Annotated in this window: 18 protein-coding genes; 13 read left to right on the top strand and 5 right to left on the bottom strand. The window is 68.2% G+C overall.

Annotated elements, in window-relative coordinates:
* Positions 1–6 precede the first annotated feature (6 nt).
* The 3 genes from JHD82_RS08290 to JHD82_RS08280 all read right to left on the bottom strand — a co-directional run bounded on the left by JHD82_RS08290 (position 7) and on the right by JHD82_RS08280 (position 3,267).
* Positions 7–981, bottom strand: a complete 975-nt coding sequence (locus tag JHD82_RS08290) for a tripartite tricarboxylate transporter substrate binding protein (RefSeq protein WP_199135952.1) — start codon at positions 979–981, stop codon at positions 7–9.
* A complete protein-coding gene (locus JHD82_RS08285) occupies positions 978–2,231 on the bottom strand; it encodes a M20 aminoacylase family protein (protein ID WP_199135951.1) in 1,254 nt (417 codons plus the stop codon). The genes JHD82_RS08290 and JHD82_RS08285 overlap by 4 nt, the downstream gene beginning before the upstream one ends.
* A gap of 142 nt (positions 2,232–2,373) precedes the next feature.
* Positions 2,374–3,267: a LysR family transcriptional regulator gene (locus tag JHD82_RS08280; RefSeq protein WP_199135950.1), complete on the bottom strand. Its 894-nt coding sequence runs from the start codon at positions 3,265–3,267 to the stop codon at positions 2,374–2,376.
* Between the two features lie 140 nt (positions 3,268–3,407).
* Between JHD82_RS08280 and dkgB the strand changes: the two genes are divergently transcribed.
* Positions 3,408–4,229 (top strand): 2,5-didehydrogluconate reductase DkgB, encoded by an 822-nt coding sequence (dkgB, locus tag JHD82_RS08275; protein ID WP_199135949.1) that lies wholly within the window; start codon positions 3,408–3,410, stop codon positions 4,227–4,229.
* Between the two features lie 156 nt (positions 4,230–4,385).
* Positions 4,386–6,065, top strand: a complete 1,680-nt coding sequence (locus JHD82_RS08270; RefSeq protein WP_012202878.1) for a long-chain-fatty-acid--CoA ligase — start codon at positions 4,386–4,388, stop codon at positions 6,063–6,065.
* Positions 6,066–6,133: 68 nt separating this feature from the next.
* On the opposite strand, the gene JHD82_RS08265 is transcribed toward JHD82_RS08270, so the two are convergent.
* Entirely contained in the window at positions 6,134–6,331 is a 198-nt protein-coding gene (locus JHD82_RS08265; protein WP_192812337.1) for a hypothetical protein, read from the bottom strand.
* 17 nt (positions 6,332–6,348) lie between these two features.
* On the opposite strand from JHD82_RS08265, the gene JHD82_RS08260 reads away from it, so the two are divergent.
* From JHD82_RS08260 to JHD82_RS08235, 6 genes are all read left to right on the top strand, one after another.
* Positions 6,349–6,666, top strand: coding sequence for an Lrp/AsnC family transcriptional regulator (locus JHD82_RS08260; RefSeq protein ID WP_307838081.1), 318 nt, complete (start codon positions 6,349–6,351; stop codon positions 6,664–6,666).
* Positions 6,667–6,851: 185 nt separating this feature from the next.
* Complete coding sequence (locus JHD82_RS08255) at positions 6,852–7,382, top strand: cupin domain-containing protein (protein WP_016449821.1); 531 nt, start codon at positions 6,852–6,854, stop codon at positions 7,380–7,382.
* 164 nt (positions 7,383–7,546) lie between these two features.
* The gene (locus tag JHD82_RS08250) at positions 7,547–8,401 is read left to right on the top strand and encodes an alpha/beta fold hydrolase (protein ID WP_199135948.1); all 855 of its coding nucleotides are present in this window, start codon (positions 7,547–7,549) and stop codon (positions 8,399–8,401) included.
* A 22-nt stretch (positions 8,402–8,423) separates the two neighbouring features.
* Positions 8,424–9,230, top strand: a complete 807-nt coding sequence (locus tag JHD82_RS08245; protein WP_012202883.1) for an IclR family transcriptional regulator — start codon at positions 8,424–8,426, stop codon at positions 9,228–9,230.
* A 54-nt stretch (positions 9,231–9,284) separates the two neighbouring features.
* Positions 9,285–10,082, top strand: a complete 798-nt coding sequence (locus JHD82_RS08240) for an aspartate dehydrogenase (RefSeq protein WP_096914719.1) — start codon at positions 9,285–9,287, stop codon at positions 10,080–10,082.
* A 111-nt stretch (positions 10,083–10,193) separates the two neighbouring features.
* Positions 10,194–10,949 (top strand): 5'-methylthioadenosine/adenosylhomocysteine nucleosidase, encoded by a 756-nt coding sequence (locus JHD82_RS08235; RefSeq protein ID WP_012202885.1) that lies wholly within the window; start codon positions 10,194–10,196, stop codon positions 10,947–10,949.
* Positions 10,950–11,316: 367 nt separating this feature from the next.
* On the opposite strand, the gene JHD82_RS08230 is transcribed toward JHD82_RS08235, so the two are convergent.
* Positions 11,317–11,592: a hypothetical protein gene (locus JHD82_RS08230; RefSeq protein ID WP_012202887.1), complete on the bottom strand. Its 276-nt coding sequence runs from the start codon at positions 11,590–11,592 to the stop codon at positions 11,317–11,319.
* Positions 11,593–12,400: 808 nt separating this feature from the next.
* Between JHD82_RS08230 and JHD82_RS08225 the strand changes: the two genes are divergently transcribed.
* Genes JHD82_RS08225 through JHD82_RS08205 form a run of 5 tightly spaced genes read left to right on the top strand, consistent with a single transcriptional unit; the run spans position 12,401 to position 18,137 of the window.
* On the top strand, positions 12,401–13,171 hold the full coding sequence (locus JHD82_RS08225) for an SDR family oxidoreductase (protein WP_012202888.1): 771 nt from the start codon (positions 12,401–12,403) through the stop codon (positions 13,169–13,171).
* 12 nt (positions 13,172–13,183) lie between these two features.
* Positions 13,184–14,095, top strand: coding sequence for an IclR family transcriptional regulator (locus tag JHD82_RS08220; protein WP_065348025.1), 912 nt, complete (start codon positions 13,184–13,186; stop codon positions 14,093–14,095).
* Complete coding sequence (locus JHD82_RS08215) at positions 14,088–14,885, top strand: SDR family oxidoreductase (RefSeq protein WP_199135947.1); 798 nt, start codon at positions 14,088–14,090, stop codon at positions 14,883–14,885. The genes JHD82_RS08220 and JHD82_RS08215 overlap by 8 nt, the downstream gene beginning before the upstream one ends.
* 34 nt (positions 14,886–14,919) lie before the next feature.
* Positions 14,920–16,626: a thiamine pyrophosphate-binding protein gene (locus JHD82_RS08210; protein ID WP_199135946.1), complete on the top strand. Its 1,707-nt coding sequence runs from the start codon at positions 14,920–14,922 to the stop codon at positions 16,624–16,626.
* A gap of 35 nt (positions 16,627–16,661) precedes the next feature.
* Entirely contained in the window at positions 16,662–18,137 is a 1,476-nt protein-coding gene (locus JHD82_RS08205) for an aldehyde dehydrogenase (RefSeq protein ID WP_012202892.1), read from the top strand.
* Positions 18,138–18,139 lie beyond the last annotated feature (2 nt).

The raw sequence follows: 18,139 nt of genomic DNA, 5'->3' as shown, positions 1-18,139 counted from the left end.
GGGTGACTATTCGATGCGCACGTCGGCCGCCTTGACGATGCGCCCGGACGCTTCCCAGTCGTCCTTGAGCAGGCGCTGGAATTCGGCGGCCGGCAGGGTGGCGGCTTCCACGCCCACGCGGGCCAGGCGCTCCTGCACCACGGGCTCGGCCAGCACCTTGCGCACGGCGGTGTTGATGCGCTCCACTTCGGCGGGCGGCGTGCCGGCCGGTGCCAGCAGGCCCAGCCAGGAGTCGAAGGCATAGCCGGGCACGCCGGACTCGGCCACCGTGGGCAAATCGGGCAGGAAGCGCGACCGTTGCTGGCCCGAGTAGGCCAGCAGCTTCACGCGTGGATCCTTCTGGAAGGCCAGCATGCCGATGGTGGCGCCCGTGACCAGCTGCACGCGGCCGGCCAGCAGTTCGGTCGTGGCGTCGCCCGTGGATTTCATGGGGATGTGCTGCAGCTTGATGCCCGCCTGCGCGGCCAGCGAGGCCGAGGCCAGGTGCGAGGCGCTGCCATTGCCGGCCGACGCATAGTTGAGCTGGCCCGGCTGGGCCCTGGCGCGCTGCAGCAGCTCGCCCAGGGTCTGCACGCCCGAGGCGGCCGGCACGCCCACCACATAGCCCGTGCGGCCCAGGAAGGACACGCCCACGAAGTCCTTGAGCGGGTCATAGGGCAGCTTCGCGTACAGATGGCCGGCCAGGTTGTGGCTGGCCGCAGCCAGCACCAGGGTGTTGCCGTCCGGCGCGGACTTGGCCACCTGGGCCGTGCCCACGCTGCCACCCGCGCCCGCCCGGTTTTCCACCACCACGGTGGCGCCCAGGGCCTGGCCCAGTTCATTGCTGAAGGTGCGTGCCACCGTGTCTTGCGTGGCGCCTGCGCCGAAGGGCACGACGATGCGGATCACGCGTTCGGCATGCACGGCCGGTGCCAGTCCCAGGGCCAGGACTGCTGCCAGCAGAACGCGGCGGGTGACGGGAGAAGGGTGAGAGGTTTTCATGGGGAAGTTTCCTGGGGGACGGCAAGCCACCGCTCCACCAGCCGCACGAAGTAGCTGGCGCCGATGGCAAGGATGTCGTCGTTGAAGTCGTAGGAGCGGTTGTGGATCAGGCAGGGGCCGTCGCCATGGCCGGGCAGTCGGTGATCGCCCTGGCCGTTGCCGATGAAGGCGTAGCAGCCGGGCCGCGCCTGCAGCATGTGGGCGAAGTCCTCGGCCGCCAGCACGCCGGGGAACTGCGTGTCCACGGCGTCGTCGCCCGCGATCTCGCGCATCACGGCGGCGGCGAAGGCGGCCTCGGCCGCGTGGTTGACCAGCGGCGGCGAGGCGCGCCGGAAATGGATCTCGGCCCTGCAGCCATGGGCCAGGGCCGTGTGCTCGGCCTGGCGGCGCAGGGCGGCTTCGAGGATGTCCAGCGCCGCCACGGAGAAGGTGCGCACCGTGCCGCCCACCCAGGCGCTGTCGGGAATCACGTTGGGCGCGTCCGAGCCCTGGATCTGCGTCACCGCCAGCAGCGCGCGTTCGCGCGAATCCACATGGCGCGCGACCAGGGTCTGCAGCTGCTGGGCCAGGTCAATGGTGGCGGCCACCGGGTCGATTCCCGTGTGCGGCAGCGAGGCATGCGTGCCCTGCCCGTGCAGCACGATGCGGAAGGTGTTGCTGGAGGCCATGAGCGCGCCCGGGTTGAGCGCGAAGCTGCCCACGCGGTCCAGCGCGAAGTTGTGCAGGGCGAAGACCGCATCGCAGGGAAAGCGCTCGAACAGGCCTTCGTCGATCATCCTGCGTGCCCCGGCCTTGCCCATCTCTTCGGCCGGCTGAAAGATCAGGTGCACCGTGCCCGCGAAGTCGCGCGTGCGCGCCAGATGCCAGGCCGCGGCCAGCAGCATGGTGGTGTGGCCGTCATGGCCGCAGGCATGCATGCGGCCTGCGTGCTGCGAGCGGTGGGCGAACCGGTTTTCTTCCTGCAGCGGCAGCGCATCCAGGTCGGCGCGCAGGCCGATGGTGCGCGTGCCGTGGCGTGCGTCCGTATGCCTGCCGCGCACCACGCCCACCACGCCCGTGCCGGCCAGGCCGGTGTGCACCTCCACGCCCCAGGCGGCCAGGCGTTCGGCCACGATGGCCGAGGTGCGGTGTTCCTCGAAGCCCAGCTCGGGGTGGGCATGCAGGTCGCGCCGCAGGGCCACGAAGGGCGCCATGTCGGCAAAGCTTTCGATCAGGTGGGGCAAGACGGTCTCCGGCCGCAGCCGGCCCATGCCTGCTGCGGCTAATCCCGGATTCTGTAAAGCCGCCGGCCCTGCGGCAACGAAGCAAAACGCATATGCATGCGCCCTGCATGCACAAGCCGAACGGGCCGACCAAGCCGTTCAGGCCGTTCAGGCGGACGTCACAGGGCCCTCAGGACTGCGCCATGCGCTGCGCGAGAAAGTCCAGGAAGGCCGTGATGCGCGCGGCCAGGGCCGTGTTGCGGTAGTAGACGGCGTGGATGGGCTGGCGCTGCTGCACGGTCTCGCGCGCCAGCACCTGCACCAGTTCGCCCTGGGCGCGATCGCGCACGGTCATGAAGTCGGCCAGGCAGACCACGCCCTGGCCGGCCAGGGCCAGCTGGCGCATGGTCTCGCCGCTGGAGGCCGTGAGCTGGGGCGCGGCATCCCAGCGGTCGCCGCCCTCGGGCGTGCGCAGCGGCCAGTGGTTCAGGCCGGGCACCTGGCTGTTGCCAATGCGCTGGTGGCGCGCCAGCGCGACCACGCTCGCCACGGGGCCATGGGCCTGCAGGTAGGCGGGGCTGGCCAGCACGCGCAGCACGCTGTGGCACAGCAGCCGAGCATGCAGCGTGGAGTCGCGCAGCTCGCCGATGCGGATGGCGATGTCGGTGCGCTGGGCCAGCAGGTCGATGTGCAGGTCATCGGTGTTCAGCTCCAGCGTGATCAGCGGATAGAGCGCGCGGAACTCGCCGACCAGCGGCACGATGGCATGCAGCATGAAGGGCGAGGCCGCGTTGACGCGCAGCAGCCCGGCCGGCGCCTGGCGCCGCGCGGCCAGTTCCTCCTCGGCCGCGTCCAGGGCCTGCAGCACCTCGCGCGCGCGGGCCAGGAAGCGCTCGCCTTCCTCGGTCAGTTCCAGGCTGCGCGTGGTGCGCCGCACCAGGGTGGTGGCCAGTTTTTTCTCCAGGCGCGACAGGCTGCGGCTGATGCCCGAGGTGGTCTGTCCCAACTGCTCGGCTGCCGCCGTGATGCTGCCGCAGTCGATCACGGCGCGAAAGGCCTGCAACTCGTCCAGGGTGGTTTTCATGGGGCGCCAGCTTGGCGCAATTGTTGCTGCAGCGTCAAATATTTTCTGCTGATACCAGGCTTTATCTGCAAGCGTTAACCCGCCAGACTGCAGTCTTCGGGGCGTGGTTCCGCGCCTTGTTTGCTTTTTGAAAGACCTGCATGACATCGACTGCCTCTCTCGCTTCCGTGGTGCCCGCGTTCGGCCTGGGCACCTTCCGCCTCAAGGATGAGGTGGTGCGCCACTCCGTGGGCCAGGCCCTGGAGGTGGGCTACCGCGCCATCGACACCGCCCAGATCTACGGCAATGAGGCCGATGTGGGTGCCGCCATCGCCGCCAGCGCCGTGTCGCGCGATCAGCTCTTCCTCACCACCAAGATCTGGACCGAGAACCTGTCCGCCGACGCGCTGATCCCCAGCCTGGAGCGCAGCCTTGAGGCCCTGCGCACCGACCATGTGGAGCTGACGCTGATCCACTGGCCCTCGCGCAGCGTGCCGCTGGAGGACAGCCTGGGCGCGCTCATGCGCGCCAGGGAGCAGGGGCTGACGCGCCACATCGGCGTGTCCAACTTCAACATCGCGCTGCTGCAGCAATCCATTGCCGCCGTGGGCGCCGCGAACATCGCCACCAACCAGATCGAACTGAGCCCCTATCTGCAAAACCGCGCCGTCACCGACTTCGCACGCCAGCAGGGCATTCACACCACCTCGTACATGACGCTGGGCTACGGCAAGCTGCTGGCCGATCCCGTGCTGGCCGACATCGCCGCCACCCACGGTGCCACGCCCGCCCAGGTGGCGCTGGCCTGGGCCATGGCCATGGGCTATGCCGTCATTCCCTCGTCCACCCAGCGCGCCCACCTGCAGGCCAACCTGGACAGCTGCCGGCTGGTGCTGGGCGCCGAAGACATGCAGCGCATCGCCGCGCTGGAACGCGGCGACCGCCAGGTCAGCCCTGACGGCCTGGCTCCCGCCTGGGATTGAGCGGGGCTGGTATCGGGGGCCTGCGCGGCCCGGCGGGCTTTGACCTGGAGCAACGCAATGGTGACCCTAGGGGTAGTACTAGGGTTATCACAGTATCGAACGACCGTGCTTTTTATGAGAATGCACGTTCAATCGAGAAACCAGGAGACGAGCAGCATGAGTGACCGCCCATGGCTGGGTGCCTATCCGGCAGGTGTGCCCGCCGACATCGATCCCTCCCAATACCCCTCGCTGGTGGCCCTGATGGAGGAGGCCTTCAGCCGCTACGCGGACCGCGTGGCCTATTCCTTCATGGGCAAGGAGCTGACCTACTCGCAGGTCGATGCGCAAAGCCGCGCCTTCGCCGCCTATCTGCAGAGCCTGGGCCTGGCCCGCGGCGACCGCGTGGCGCTGATGATGCCCAACATTCCCCAGTACCCCGTGGCCGTGGCCGCCGTGCTGCGCGCGGGCTTCGTCGTGGTCAACGTCAACCCGCTGTACACGGCGCGCGAGCTGGAGCACCAGCTCAAGGACTCGGGCGCCAAGGCCATCGTCATCATCGAGAACTTCGCCCATACGCTGCAGGCCTGCAAGGCCGCCACGCCCGTGCAGCACATGGTGCTGTGCACCATGGGCGACCAGCTGGGCATGCTCAAGGGCGCCATCGTCAATTACGTGGTGCGCAAGGTCAAGAAGCTGGTGCCGCCGTTCTCGCTGCCGGGGGCCGTGCGCTTCAACGACGCGCTGTCCAAGGGCATGCGCTCGCCCTTCCAGGCGCCGCAGCTGCAGGCCTCCGACATGGCCCTGCTGCAGTACACGGGCGGCACCACGGGCGTGAGCAAGGGCGCCGTGCTGCTGCACAGCAACATCATCGCCAACGTGCTGCAGTCCGAGGCCTGGAACCTGCCTGCCATGGGAAAGGTGCCGGCCGGCGAGCAGCCCACCAGCATCTGCGCGCTGCCGCTGTACCACATCTTCGCCTTCACGGTGAACATGATGCTGTCCATGCGCACGGGCGGAAAGACCATCCTGATCCCCAATCCGCGCGACCTCAAGGCCACGCTCAAGCAGCTGTCCACGCAGCGCTTTCACAGCTTCCCCGCCGTGAGCACGCTGTTCAACGGCTTGGCCAACCACCCGGACTTCAATACCGTGGACTGGTCGCACCTGAAGGTCTCGGTCGGCGGCGGCATGGCCGTGCAAAGTGCCGTGGCCCAGCTGTGGCTGCAAAAGACCGGCTGCCCCATCTGCGAGGGCTATGGCCTGTCGGAGACCAGCCCCACGGTCAGCTGCAACCCGGTCACCTCCACCGAGTTCTCGGGCACCATCGGCGTGCCCTTGCCCAGCACCTATCTCAAGCTGGTCGATGACGACGGCAACGACGTGACCGAACTGGGCGCGCGCGGTGAACTGGCCATCAAGGGCCCGCAGGTCATGGCCGCCTACTGGCAGCGCCCCGACGAAACCGCCAAGGTCTTCACCGCCGACGGATATTTCCGCACCGGCGACATAGGCACCATGGACGAGCGCGGCTACTTCAAGATCGTGGACCGCAAGAAGGACATGGTCCTGGTCAGCGGCTTCAACGTCTATCCCAATGAAGTGGAAGACGTGGTCTCCAACTGCCCCGGCGTGCTCGAATGCGCCGTGGTCGGCGTGCCCGACGAGAAGACCGGCGAGGCCGTCAAGCTGGTCATCGTGCGCAAGGACGACAGCCTCACCGAACAGGCCGTGCGCGACTTCTGCCACGACAACCTTACGGGCTACAAGCGGCCCCGCGTGATCGAGTTCCGCACCGAGCTGCCCAAGACCCCGGTGGGCAAGATCCTGCGCCGGGAGCTGCGCGACAGCAAGTAACGCGGGCGGCTTGCCGTGTTTGAAAAGAGGCGCTGCGGCGCCTCTTTTCATTGGAAGGGAGCACGTCTTCAGAACACGCCCAGACCCGCCATGACCAACGCCGCCAGCGCCGCCAGCGCCACGGCCGCCGCATTGAGGCAGGCCAGCGCAAAGCCGAAGCGCACGAGTTCTCCCTCTTCCTGGGCATTGGTCCGTGCCAGGCCCAGCACCAGCATCACGATGGACAGGGAGCCCAGTGCCGCATGCCCGGCGGCGCTGTTGTGCACGGCGGCCAGCAGCAGGCGTGATCACCGGCCAGGCCGCCACCGTGGACCCCACGCGCGTGGGCCGGCCCATCACCATCATCGTGGAGGTCATGACCGAGCGCACCAGCATCGACGCGCTCAACGCTATGAAGTCGCACTTCGCCGTGCCCGAGGTCCAGCAGTGCTACTACGTCACGGGCGAGGTGGACTTCGTGCTCGTGCTCACCGTGGCCACCATGCAGGAGTACGAGGCCCTGGCGCGGCGCCTGTTTGCCGAGAACCCCAACGTCAAATGGTTCAAGACCATCGTGGCGCTGGACCGCGTGAAGGTCGGGCTGGAGATCCCCTGCGAATGAGTCCATTGCCGGCGCAGCCGGGATCTTGTGCACCGGATGGAAAGGGCCGCCCATGCTCCTGCATGGCGGCCCTTGTTGCATGCGATCAATCTTCCTATAATTGTTTTACCCCATGAACTGTGATTCATGGATAAAACAAATGGCGCCTTCCCCGCCATGATCCACCGACGTTGATGGAGAGACACATGTCCGAATCCGCTCAGAACACGCCCCGCACCTGGGACCAGCCCGAAGGCTCCAGCTTCGAACAATGGATGGAATCGCGCGTGGCGCGATTTTCCACGCGCAAGTACGACTTCGATGCTCTGAAGTTCCAGGCCGACTTCGACCCCAAGTACCGCCGTGGCCAGATGCGCTACATCGGCACGGGCGGCACGGGCGTGGCTGCGGACAGCAACACCATCCCGGCCGAGCACTTCACCTTCTCCACCATGGTCATCCCGGCCGGCAATGAAGGCCCCTCGCACCTGCACACCGATGTGGAGGAAGTCTTCTTCCTGATCCGCGGCAAGCTCAAGCTCGTGCTGGAGAAGGACGGCCAGCGCTTCGAGACCATCCTCACCGACCGCGACGTGGTCTCCGTGCCGCCCGGCGTGTACCGCGAGGAAATCAACATCGGCGACGAAGACGCGCTGATGTGCGTGATGCTGGGCGCCAAGAAGCCCATCACGCCCACCTATCCCCCAGAACACCCTCTGGCAAAAATCAAACGTTAGAAATGGAGCACCCCCTGAGGCGCTTCGCGCCTTCCCCCTTGAAAGGGGGACGACAGCCTCGCGGCGGGGCGGTGCAGCCGGCGCAGGCCCTTGCTTGCTGTCCCTGGCTTGGATCGTGCCAGTCTCATGGCTGAAGGGCCATGCCATCGCCATGGATAACTGAAATGACCCCCTCGGTAACAGCATGCATGGAGCAGCGCCTTCAGGCGCAGTTCCCCGAACATCTCATCGCCCTGCCCGGTGGCGCCCAGGTCGCCTGGCGCGAGGCCGGCGACACGGCCTCGGACTTTGCCGTGGTGATGCTGCACGGCATCAGCTCGGGCGCCGCCTCCTGGCTGGACGTGGCCCTGGCGCTGGCGCCGCGCACGCGTGTGCTGGCCTGGGACGCGCCCGGCTATGGCCGCTCCACGCCGCTGGCACCCGACGCGCCCACGGGCGCCGACTACGCCCGCGTGCTGGAGCAGTCGCTGCAGGCGCTGGGCGTGCGCCGCTGCCTGCTGGTGGGCCACTCGCTGGGTGCGCTCATGGGCACGCCCTGGGCGGTGCAGGCCGGTGCCGGGCGCGTGCAGCAACTGGTGCTGATCAGCCCCGCTGGCGGCTATGGCGCACCCGGCATGGGCGAGCAGCAGGCCAAGGTACGCCAGGGCCGTCTTGCGGCCCTGCTGGAAAAAGGCATCGAAGGCCTGGCCGCCGCCATCGACCAGCGCCTGGTCTCGCCCGCCGCGCCCGAGCCCGTGCGCCAATGGGTGCGCTGGAACACAGCGCGCCTGCATGCTGCCGGCTACGCCCAGGCCGTGGAGCTGCTGTGCGGCAGTGACCTGGGGCAGGCGGCGGGGCAACTGGCCATGCCGGTCGAGGTCTGGGTGGGCGAGCACGACGTGGTCACTCCGCCCGCTGCCTGCGCGGCCTGGGCCGCAAGGCTGGGCGCGCGGTACGTTACGCTTGCGGCAGCCGGCCATGCCTCTGTCGTCGAACAACCTGCGGATGTCGCACAGAGGCTGGCCACCCTGCTGACCTGATGGCCTACCGGCCCGAATTGCGATGAGCGACACCTCCGAAACCCTCTCGAACGACAACGACCGCTACACCGTCCCCGCGCTGGAGCGCGGCCTGCGCCTGCTGGCCTGCTTCACGCCTTCGCAGCCCGTGTGGAGCGCGCCCGACCTGGCGCGCACCCTGGCGCTGCCGCGTTCCACGGTGTTCCGGATGCTGACGACGCTGGAGAACATGGGGTATCTGCAACGCTCGGGCACCGAGTACCGGCTGGGCCTGTCCGTGCTGCGCCTGGGCTACGACTACCTGTCCACCCAGCCGCTGGCCCAACTGGCCGAGCCCGTGCTGCAGGCGCTGTGCGAGCGCCTGGGCTTCACCACCAACCTGGCGCTGCTGGACGGCACCTCCGTGGTCTACGTGGCGCGCATTGCGCCGGCCGGCGCCTTCCAGGGCGCCGTGCGCGTGGGCTCGCGCCTGCCGGCCCATGCCACCGTGCTGGGCCGCGCCCTGCTGCAGGACATGGACGCAGACCAGCTGCGCGAACTCTTCGGCGGCAGCGAACTGCCGCAATTCTCGGAAAGCACGCCGCGTGACGTGCAGCAACTGCAGCAGCTGCTGCTGCAGGACCGCGAGCGCGGCTACGCCATGGGCGAGGGCTTCTACGAGCCCGGCGTCTCCAGCATTGCCGCACCCGTGCGCGATGCGCAGGGCCGCATCATCGCGGGCCTGGGCATGGCCGTGGCCTTTACCGAAATCGCACCCGGGCGCATGGCGCACTGGGTGGAACAGGTGCGCGAGGCCGCCGTCGAACTGACGGGCCACCTGCGCACCCAGCATCCTGGTTTTCTGCGCTGAGGAGACGGTGCCCCCACCGGCCTTCAGCGCGTTCTTGCTCAGAAAGAAATGACGATGAATATTGCTGTGATTGGCTGCGGTGCGATTGGCGCCAGCGTGCTCGAACTGCTCAAGGGCCATGCCGCGGTGCAGGTGGGCTGGGTGCTTGTGCCCGAAGTGACGGACGCCGTGCGCGCCACCCTGGCCCGGCATGCGCCCCAGGCGCGCGCACTGCCTGCGCTGGCGGCGGAAGACCGGCCCGACCTCATCGTCGAATGCGCAGGCCATACCGCCATCGAAGAGCATGTGCTGCCCGCCCTGCAGCGTGGCATTCCTGCCGTCGTGGCCTCCATCGGCGCACTCAGCGCCCCCGGCATGGCCGAGGCCGTGCAGGCCGCGGCCGAGGCCGGAGGCACCCAGGTGCAATTGCTGTCGGGCGCCATCGGCGGCGTGGATGCGCTGGCCGCAGCCCGCATCGGCGGCCTGGACGAAGTGGTCTACACCGGCCGCAAGCCGCCCCTGGCCTGGACCGGCACGCCCGCAGAACAGCGCTGCGACCTCGCCAGCCTCAAGGAAGCCTTCTGCATCTTCGAAGGCAGCGCACGCGAGGCCGCCCAGCTCTACCCCAAGAACGCCAACGTGGCCGCCACCCTGTCGCTGGCCGGCATGGGCCTGGACCGCACCACGGTGCGCCTGTACGCCGACCCGGCCGTGGACGAGAACGTGCACCATGTGGCCGCGCGCGGCGCCTTCGGGTCCATGGAATTGACCATGCGCGGCAAGCCGCTGGAGGCCAACCCCAAGACCTCGGCCCTCACCGTCTACAGCGTGGTGCGCGCCGTGCTCAACCAGGCCACGGCCATCGCCATCTGAGCCGCACCGGGCACAGGCTCGCGGCACAATGGGCGCTTTCGCCCCGCAGGCGGCCCCCGGGCCGCCTTTGCTTTTTGCCTGTGCCGTTGAAACGTTGAAAGAGAAGCCACCATGACCATCGCCATCCTCAGTGCCCTGCCGCAGGAACAGGAAGGCCTGGTCCATGCCCTGTCCGACGCCCAGGGCACGGCCCACGCCGGCCGCATGTTCTGGCGCGGGCGCCTGCATGGGCACGACGTGGTCTGCGCGCTGTCGGGCATAGGCAAGGTGGCGGCGGCCACCACGGCCACGGCGCTGATCGAGCGCTTCGGCGTGCGCCGCATCGCCTTCACCGGCGTCGCCGGTGGCCTGGGCGAAGGCGTGCGCGTGGGCGATGTCGTCGTGGCCGACGAATACCTGCAGCACGACCTGGACGCCTCGCCCATCTTCCCGCGCTGGGAAATGCCCGGCTACGGACGCACGCGCCTGCCCTGCGACCCTGAAATGACCGCCGCGCTGCTGGCAGCTGCCCAGGCCTGCGTGGCCGAGGCGGGCGAAGACCTGCGCGCCGCCCACGCCACCACGGCGCCGCGCGCGCACCAGGGGCTGATTGCCAGCGGTGACCAGTTCGTGGGCACGGCGGGCGCCTCTTCCGCGCTGGCGCAGGGCCTGCGTGCTGCAGGGCATGAGGTGCTGGCGGTGGAAATGGAAGGCGCCGCCGTGGCGCAGGCCTGCCTGGACTATGGCGTGCCGTTTGCGGCCATGCGGACGGTTTCCGATCGGGCGGATGACAGTGCGCATGTGGACTTTGCGGAGTTTGTGAGGGTGGTGGCGAGTCGGTATGCGTTGCGGGTTGTTGATGGGTTTTTGCGGCGGCTTGCTGTTTGATTTTTTACCCTGGCGGGGGCGTTTTTTGATCCTGCCGGGGGGGTGTTTTTCGAGGCCGGGTTTCGGCCCGGCGGCCGACCTACTTTCTTGTCTTGCTACAAGAAAGTAGGCAAAGAAAAGCACCCCGAATGTCCGCGACCCCTTCGCTGCGCTACGGGGCAACCTGCGTCGGGCCACCTGCGGGGTTCGCCGTGAAACTCACTTCGCGCTGCGCGCTACGTTCAGACAATCACGGCGAGTCAGATGACGAAGCAAGCCTGTCCTTCGGCAGGCTTGCAACCCCGCAGGCGGCCCGACGCAGGCGCTGACATACGGGGAGTTTGCTCGGGCCTTCGCTGCGCTCGGCCGGATGTGGCCGCACTCGTGGCTATGGGCTTTGAGTGTGGTCGCAACCTACGCTTCTGGCTTCGCCTTGCACATAGTCGGCCAGTGACTCAGCGCCGTCGCGGATGGCGCGCAGTGCGTGAGCCATGGCTTGCGGACGTCGCAAGTCTTCTGGTGCATTGAGGCTGGCCAACACAAGTTGGGCCAGGGCCCATATTTCGTTGCAGCCTTCCTGTACCCATCCATTGGTGTCGGTGATGGTGCGAGCCAGTTGCTCGAAGCTGGCGCGCGTGGGAAGAGCGGTGCGCTGATCGTTCATGTTTTCGTACTCCTGTGCGAGACGGAAACACCCGACCTGCGTTTTCAAGCGCAGAAAGGGTGGATGGGATGTTGAAAACACGCACACAGACGTGCGGGCAGCCTTGCGGGTAGCCCCATCCCATCCAAAACCGTGTGGACGTGCGGGTGCGATGCCCACTGTCCAAGTGTTCAGACGTGACGAGGCCTCTCTTTCGGGGAGGCTCTGCCGCTGTGTGTTGATGGTGTTTTCAAGCACCAGCCCCGTAACAGGGGGCCACCGAAATCATAGAGGCATTCCACAACCCCGCCTCAAACCCCAGGCCGAGCGAAGCGACGGCCCGCACCCACTCCCCGTATGAACGCGCCTGCGGCGTGGTGGTTGCGGGGTTGCAGTCCTGCCGAAGGACAGGACTGCTTCGTCAACTGACTCGCTGCGGTTGTCTGAGCGGAGTTCACGCAGTGAACGCAGCGAGTTCCGCAGCGAACCCCGCAACCGCCACGACGCAGGTTGCCCCGGAGCGAAGCGCAGGGGTCGCGGGCATTCGGGCGCGTTTCTTTGCCTACTTTCTTATCGCGCGATAAGAAAGTAGGTCGGCCGCCGGGCCGAAACCCGGCTCCCGCCCGCAGGGCGGGCATGTCCTCACAAGCCGTAAAAAGCCCCCATCCAAAACACACCCAGACACACCTCTGTCATCCATTTCCCACACGCCTCCGTGTTTTCCCCAATCCCACCCCGAACCATCAGTCCTAAACTCACGCTTGTTTCAAGAAAAAAGTGTCATTTCAAATTTGAAACAGACACAAACCCCCTTCGATTGAGGTACGCCATGAACACCACGCCCTCCACAGGCCAGCTTGCCGGCCGCCGCATCCTCGTCACAGGCTCGGCGCGCGGCCTGGGCTTTGCGTTCGCCAAGGCCTTTTGCGAGCAGGGCGCGCGTGTCGCCATGGCCGATCTGCGCGAGGAGCTGCTGGCCGAGTCCGTGGCCCGGCTGCGTGCGCAGGGCTTCGAGGCCCATGGCTTCGGGCTGGATGCAGGCAATCCGGAGTCGATAGAGCGCTGCGCGCAGCAGGCCGTGCAGGCGCTGGGCGGGCTGGACGGCCTGGTGAACAACGCGGCCGTGACCGATTCGGGCGGCAAGGGCATGGACGACATCGATCTGGACAAGTGGGACCAGGTGATGAACGTGAACGTGCGCGGCGTGTGGCTGATGACGCGGGCCTGCCGCGCCGCGCTGCGTGACAGCGGCCGGGGCGCCATCGTCAACCTGGCTTCCGACACCGCGATGTGGGGCGCCCCGAACCTGATGGCCTATGTGGCCAGCAAGGGCGCGGTGATGGCCATGACGCGTTCCATGGCGCGCGAGCTGGGCGCCGACGGCATCACCATCAACGCCGTGGCGCCGGGCCTGGTGCTGGTGGAGGCCACGGAGTACGTGCCCGAGCACCGCCACCGCCTGTACATCGACCAGCGCGCGCTGCAGCGCGAGCAGCGGCCCGAGGATGTGTCGGGCGCCGTGGCCTATGCGCTGTCCGATGGCGCGCGCTTCGTGACGGGGCAGGTGCTGCCCGTCAACGGCGGCTTCGTCATGAATTGAAGGGGGTTCGCCATGACCGACACCACCCCTTCCGGGAATGCCGAGAGCGCCGAAAGCGCGGACAACGGCGCCGACAAGTACATGGTGCCCGCGCTGGAGCGCGGCCTGCGCCTGCTGCAGGAGTTCGGGCGCGGCAATGCCACGCTGGGCGCGCCCGAGCTGGCCCGCCGCCTGCAGCTGCCGCGCGCCACGATTTTCCGCATGCTCAACACGCTGGAGGCCATGGGCTTTCTGCAGCGTGCCGAGGGCAGCAATGACTACCGGCTGGGCCTGTCCGTGCTGCGCCTGGGCTTCGAGTTCCTGTCGTCCATGGACCTGACCGAGCTGGGCCAGCCCGTGATCGCGCGGCTGTGCGGCGAGATCCGCTATCCCTGCAACATCGTGGTGCGCGACGGCCGCTCCATCGTCTATGTGGCCAAGGTCACGCCGCCCACGCCGCTGACCAGTTCGGTGCGTGTGGGCACGCGCCTGCCCGCCCATGCCACGGCCCTGGGCCGCGTGCTGCTGGCCGACCTGTCCCTGCCCGAGCTGCGCGCGCTCTATCCCGAGGAGCACCTGGAAGCGCACACGCCCAAGACGCCGCGCACGGTGCTGGACCTGTTCAACCTGGTCGAGGCCGACCGCGAGCGCGGCCATGTGTTCAGCGAAGGCTTCTACGAAAGCTCCATCTGCACCATCGCCGCCCCCGTGCGCGACCACAGCGGCCGCGTGGTGGCGGCGCTGGGCACGACGGTTCCCGCGCCCCATGTGGAGGAGGGCCGTGCCGAGACCCTGATCGCCGGCGTCTGCGACGCGGCGGCCGAGCTGTCCGAGCTGCTGAACTACCGCCCGCAAACGCAAACGCAGACGCAAACGCAAACGCAGACGCAGACGGCACAGCTGCTTTCCCTCAATTCCCGGCGCGCAGGAGGCGGCCATGTTTGATTCCCAACTCAAGGACACCATGGCCGTCGTCACCGGCGGCTCTTCGGGCATTGGCCTGGCCACGGTCGATCTGCTGCTGTCGCAGGGCGCGCGTGTCGCCCTGTGCGGGCGCAGCGCCGAACGCCTGGAGCAGGCCGTGCAGCAGCTGCGCGGGCGCCATCCCGAGGCCCGCCTGTTCGCCCAGGCCTGCGACGTGCTCGACGCTGCCCAGGTGCAGCAATTTGCGCGCGACAGCGAGGCTGCGCTGGGTCCGGCCTCCATCCTCGTGAACAACGCGGGCCAGGGCCGGGTCTCGACGTTTGCCAGCACCGACGATGCGGCCTGGACCGAGGAGCTGCACCTGAAGTTCTTCTCGGTGCTGCATCCCACGCGCGCCTTCTTGCCGCAGCTCGAGCGCACGGCGCAGCCGGCCATCGTCTGCGTCAATTCGCTGCTGGCCTCGCAGCCCGAGCCGCACATGGTGGCCACCTCGGCCGCGCGCGCCGGCCTCAAGAACCTGGTGCGCTCCATGGCCACCGAGTTCGCGCCCAAGGGCGTGCGCGTCAACGGCATCCTGGTCGGCCTGATCGAGTCCGGCCAGTGGCGCCGCCGCTTCGAGGCGCGCGAGGACCGCAGCCAGGACTGGAACGCCTGGAGCGCCGACCTCGCCCGCAAGAAGTCCATTCCGCTGGGCCGCCTGGGCTCGCCCGACGAGGCCGCGCGCGCCATCTTCTATCTCGCCACGCCCCTGTCCTCCTACACGACCGGCAGCCACATCGACGTCTCCGGTGGCCTTGCACGGCAAGCGTAGTGCTTCAGCCCCTTCACCCGATTCAAAGCAGAACATGACTTCTTCCGCATCCAAAATCACCGTCGGCGCCGTTGTGGCCCAGTTCCTCGAACACTGCGGCGTGCAGGCCGCGTTCGGGGTGATCTCCATCCACAACATGCCCATCCTGGACGCGATGAATGCGCGCGGCCATGTCCGCTTCGTGATGGCGCGCGGCGAGGCGGGCGCCGGTAACATGGCCGATGCCTGCGCGCGTTCCACCTCCAGCCTGGGCGTGTGCATCACCAGCACGGGCCCGGCCGCCGGCAACATCGCCGGCAGCCTGGTGGAGGCCTATACGGCCGGCACGCCGCTGCTGCACATCACGGGCCAGATCGAGACGCAGTACCTGGACCAGAAGCTGTCGTACATCCACGAGGCGCCCGACCAGCTGACCATGCTGGGCGCCGTGTCCAAGGCGGCGTTCCGCGTGCGCAGCGCCGAAACCTGCCTGTCCACCCTGAAGGCCGCCGTGCAGGCCGCCATGACCGCGCCCACGGGCCCGGTGAGCGTGGAGATTCCCATCGACATCCAGCAGACCGTGATCGACATGCCGGCCGACCTGTCGCCGCTGCCGGTGGCCGTGCTGGCCCCCAGCGAGGCATCGCTGGATGCGCTGGCCGACACGCTGGCCAAGGCACGCCGCCCGCTGCTGTGGCTGGGTGGCGGCGCACGCCACGCAGTCGCTGCCGTGCAGCGCCTGAAGGCGCTGGGCTTCGGCATCGTCAGCACGGGCCAGGGCCGCGGCATCGTGGCCGAGGACGATCCGGCCTCGCTGGGCGCCTACAACATCCAAAAGCCCGTGGAGGCCTTCTACCAGCGCTGCGACGCCATGCTGGCCGTGGGCACGCGCCTGCGCAGCAACGAGACGCTGAAGTACGAACTGAAGCTGCCGCGCCCGCTGCTGCGCATCGATGTGGACGCCGCCCAGCAGGGCCGCTGCTACGCCGATGACGGCTTTGTCTGCGGCGACTCGGCCCTGGCGCTGACGGGCCTGGCCGACCGGCTGGAGGCGCGTGGCTACAAGGCCGACCCCGAGCTGCTGGCCGACCTGCGCCAGGTGCACGACGAGGCCGTGGCCACCATGCGCGACGGCCTGGGCCCGTACAGCGTGCTGGTGCAGGAGCTGCAAAAGGCCGTGGGCCGCAACTTCAACTGGGTGCGCGACGTGACCGTCTCCAACAGCACCTGGGGCAACCGCGAGCTGCGCTTTTTCGAGCCCAACGCGGGCGTGCACGCCACGGGCGGCGGCATCGGCATGGGCATGCCCATGGCCATCGGCGCGGCCGTGGGCGCGGCGGTCAGCGGCTCGGGCCGCAAGACGCTGGGCCTGGCGGGCGATGGCGGCTTCATCCTGAACCTGGGCGAGCTGGCCACGCTGGTGCAGGAAGAGTGCGACACCCTGATCGTGCTGATGAACGACCAGCGCTACGGCGTGATCCAGAACATCCAGGACGCCTCCTACGGCGGCCGCCGCTGCTATGTGGAACTGCACACGCCCGACTACGCGCAGCTGTGCGCCTCCATCCAGCTGCCCCATGCCCGCGTGCAAAACCTCAAGGAGCTGCCGGCGGTGCTGCAGTCGGCCTGGACGAAGAAAGGCCCCTTCCTGCTGGAGATCGACATGCGCGCCATCGGCAATTTCAAGGCCACGTTCTCGGGCCCGCCGGTGAACAAGCTGGACCAGATCCCGGCCACCACCACGGCGTCCAAGGCCGCCTGAGGCGGCTGGATTCGAACGAACGAGAGAGGCTCACCATGTCGAACCTGGAACTGCTCCCCATCAATATCGCCGGCGAATGGCGCCTGGGCGGCGGTGGCGAATCCACCACGCTCTATCCCGCCACCGGCGAAGTGGTGGGCCGCCTGCGCGCGCCCAGCCTGGAGGATGTGGAAGAGGCCATCCAGAAGGCCGACCACGCCTTCCGCACCAGCGGCTGGGCCCAGAAAAAGCCCCATGAGCGCGCGGCCGTGCTGCACCGCGTGGCCCAGCTGATCCGCGAGCGCGCCGAGCCCCTGGCCCAACTGCAGCGCCTGGACAACGGCAAGCCCATCAAGGAAACACGCATGCTGGTGGCCAGCGCCGCCGCCACCTTCCAGTTCTTTGCAGCCGCCTGCGAGACCATGGAGGAAACCATCACGCCCTCGCGCGGCGACTTCATGACCATGAGCGTGTACGAGCCCATGGGCGTGGTGGCGGCCATCACGCCGTGGAACTCGCCGATCGCCAGCGAGGCGCAAAAGCTCGCTCCGGCGCTGGCCGCCGGCAACGCCGTGGTCGTCAAGCCCGCCGAGGCCACGCCGCTGCTGGCGCTGGAGCTGGCCAGGATCTGCGAAGAGGCCGGCGTGCCCAAGGGCCTGGTCAGCGTGCTGCCGGGCCGGGGCTCGGTGATCGGCGACGCCATCACCAAGCATCCGCTGGTCAAGCGCGTGTCGTTCACGGGCGGCACGTCCACGGGCAAGCACATCGCCCACATCGCGGCCGACAAGATGATGCCGGTCTCGCTGGAGCTGGGCGGCAAGTCGGCCACCATGGTGCTGGCCGATGCCGACATCGACCATGCCGTCAACGGCGTGCTCTACGGCATCTTCAGCTCCTCGGGCGAGTCGTGCATCGCGGGCTCGCGCCTGTTCGTGGCGCGCAGCCTGCATGCCGAATTCATGCAGCGCCTGACGGCCAAGGCCGCCGCGCTGCAGGTGGGCGACCCCGCCGACGAGCGCACGCAGATGGGGCCGTTGATCACCGCCAAGCACCGCGAATCCATAGAGAGCTATGTGGCCCTGGGCCTGTCCGAGGGCGGCCGGCTGCTCACGGGCGGCCAGCGGCCCGAGGGCGCGCAGTTCGAGCGCGGCTACTACTACCGCCCGACCATCATCGACGGCGTGAAGAACGACTGGCAGATCTGCCAGCAGGAAATCTTCGGCCCCGTGCTCGTGGCCATGCCCTTCGACAACGAGGACGACCTGCTCGCCCAGGCCAACGACAGCGTCTACGCGCTGGCTGCCGGCATCTGGACGCGCGACTACAAGAGCGCCTGGCGCATTGGCCGCGCCGTGCAGGCCGGCACGGTCTGGATCAACACCTACAAGCAGTTCTCCATCTCCACGCCCTTCGGCGGCTGGCGCGACAGCGGCCTGGGCCGCGAGAAGGGACGGCTGGGCATACAGCAGTACATGGAGCAAAAGAGCATGTACTGGGGCTTGAACGACCAGCCTTTGGCCTGGGCGAACTGAAA

The organism is Delftia sp. ASV31 (assembly GCF_016428765.1).
Classification (GTDB): domain Bacteria; phylum Pseudomonadota; class Gammaproteobacteria; order Burkholderiales; family Burkholderiaceae_C; genus Comamonas; species Comamonas acidovorans.
The sequence above is the reverse complement of the archived record's forward strand: the minus strand, read 5'-3'. Positions and strand labels throughout refer to the sequence as shown.

Excerpts from the sequence above, each read along its gene's own strand:
- JHD82_RS08210 (WP_199135946.1), top strand. The coding sequence starts at position 14,920 with ATGACTTCTTCCGCATCCAAAATCACCGTCGGCGCCGTTGTGGCCCAG.
- JHD82_RS08215 (WP_199135947.1), top strand. The coding sequence starts at position 14,088 with ATGTTTGATTCCCAACTCAAGGACACCATGGCCGTCGTCACCGGCGGC.
- JHD82_RS08250 (WP_199135948.1), top strand. The coding sequence starts at position 7,547 with ATGACCCCCTCGGTAACAGCATGCATGGAGCAGCGCCTTCAGGCGCAG.
- JHD82_RS08225 (WP_012202888.1), top strand. The coding sequence starts at position 12,401 with ATGAACACCACGCCCTCCACAGGCCAGCTTGCCGGCCGCCGCATCCTC.
- JHD82_RS08280 (WP_199135950.1), bottom strand. The coding sequence starts at position 3,267 with ATGAAAACCACCCTGGACGAGTTGCAGGCCTTTCGCGCCGTGATCGAC.
- JHD82_RS08205 (WP_012202892.1), top strand. The coding sequence starts at position 16,662 with ATGTCGAACCTGGAACTGCTCCCCATCAATATCGCCGGCGAATGGCGC.
- JHD82_RS08290 (WP_199135952.1), bottom strand. The coding sequence starts at position 981 with ATGAAAACCTCTCACCCTTCTCCCGTCACCCGCCGCGTTCTGCTGGCA.
- JHD82_RS08235 (WP_012202885.1), top strand. The coding sequence starts at position 10,194 with ATGACCATCGCCATCCTCAGTGCCCTGCCGCAGGAACAGGAAGGCCTG.
- JHD82_RS08270 (WP_012202878.1), top strand. The coding sequence starts at position 4,386 with ATGAGTGACCGCCCATGGCTGGGTGCCTATCCGGCAGGTGTGCCCGCC.
- JHD82_RS08240 (WP_096914719.1), top strand. The coding sequence starts at position 9,285 with ATGAATATTGCTGTGATTGGCTGCGGTGCGATTGGCGCCAGCGTGCTC.
- JHD82_RS08285 (WP_199135951.1), bottom strand. The coding sequence starts at position 2,231 with ATGGGCCGGCTGCGGCCGGAGACCGTCTTGCCCCACCTGATCGAAAGC.
- JHD82_RS08220 (WP_065348025.1), top strand. The coding sequence starts at position 13,184 with ATGACCGACACCACCCCTTCCGGGAATGCCGAGAGCGCCGAAAGCGCG.
- dkgB (WP_199135949.1), top strand. The coding sequence starts at position 3,408 with ATGACATCGACTGCCTCTCTCGCTTCCGTGGTGCCCGCGTTCGGCCTG.
- JHD82_RS08230 (WP_012202887.1), bottom strand. The coding sequence starts at position 11,592 with ATGAACGATCAGCGCACCGCTCTTCCCACGCGCGCCAGCTTCGAGCAA.
- JHD82_RS08255 (WP_016449821.1), top strand. The coding sequence starts at position 6,852 with ATGTCCGAATCCGCTCAGAACACGCCCCGCACCTGGGACCAGCCCGAA.
- JHD82_RS08245 (WP_012202883.1), top strand. The coding sequence starts at position 8,424 with ATGAGCGACACCTCCGAAACCCTCTCGAACGACAACGACCGCTACACC.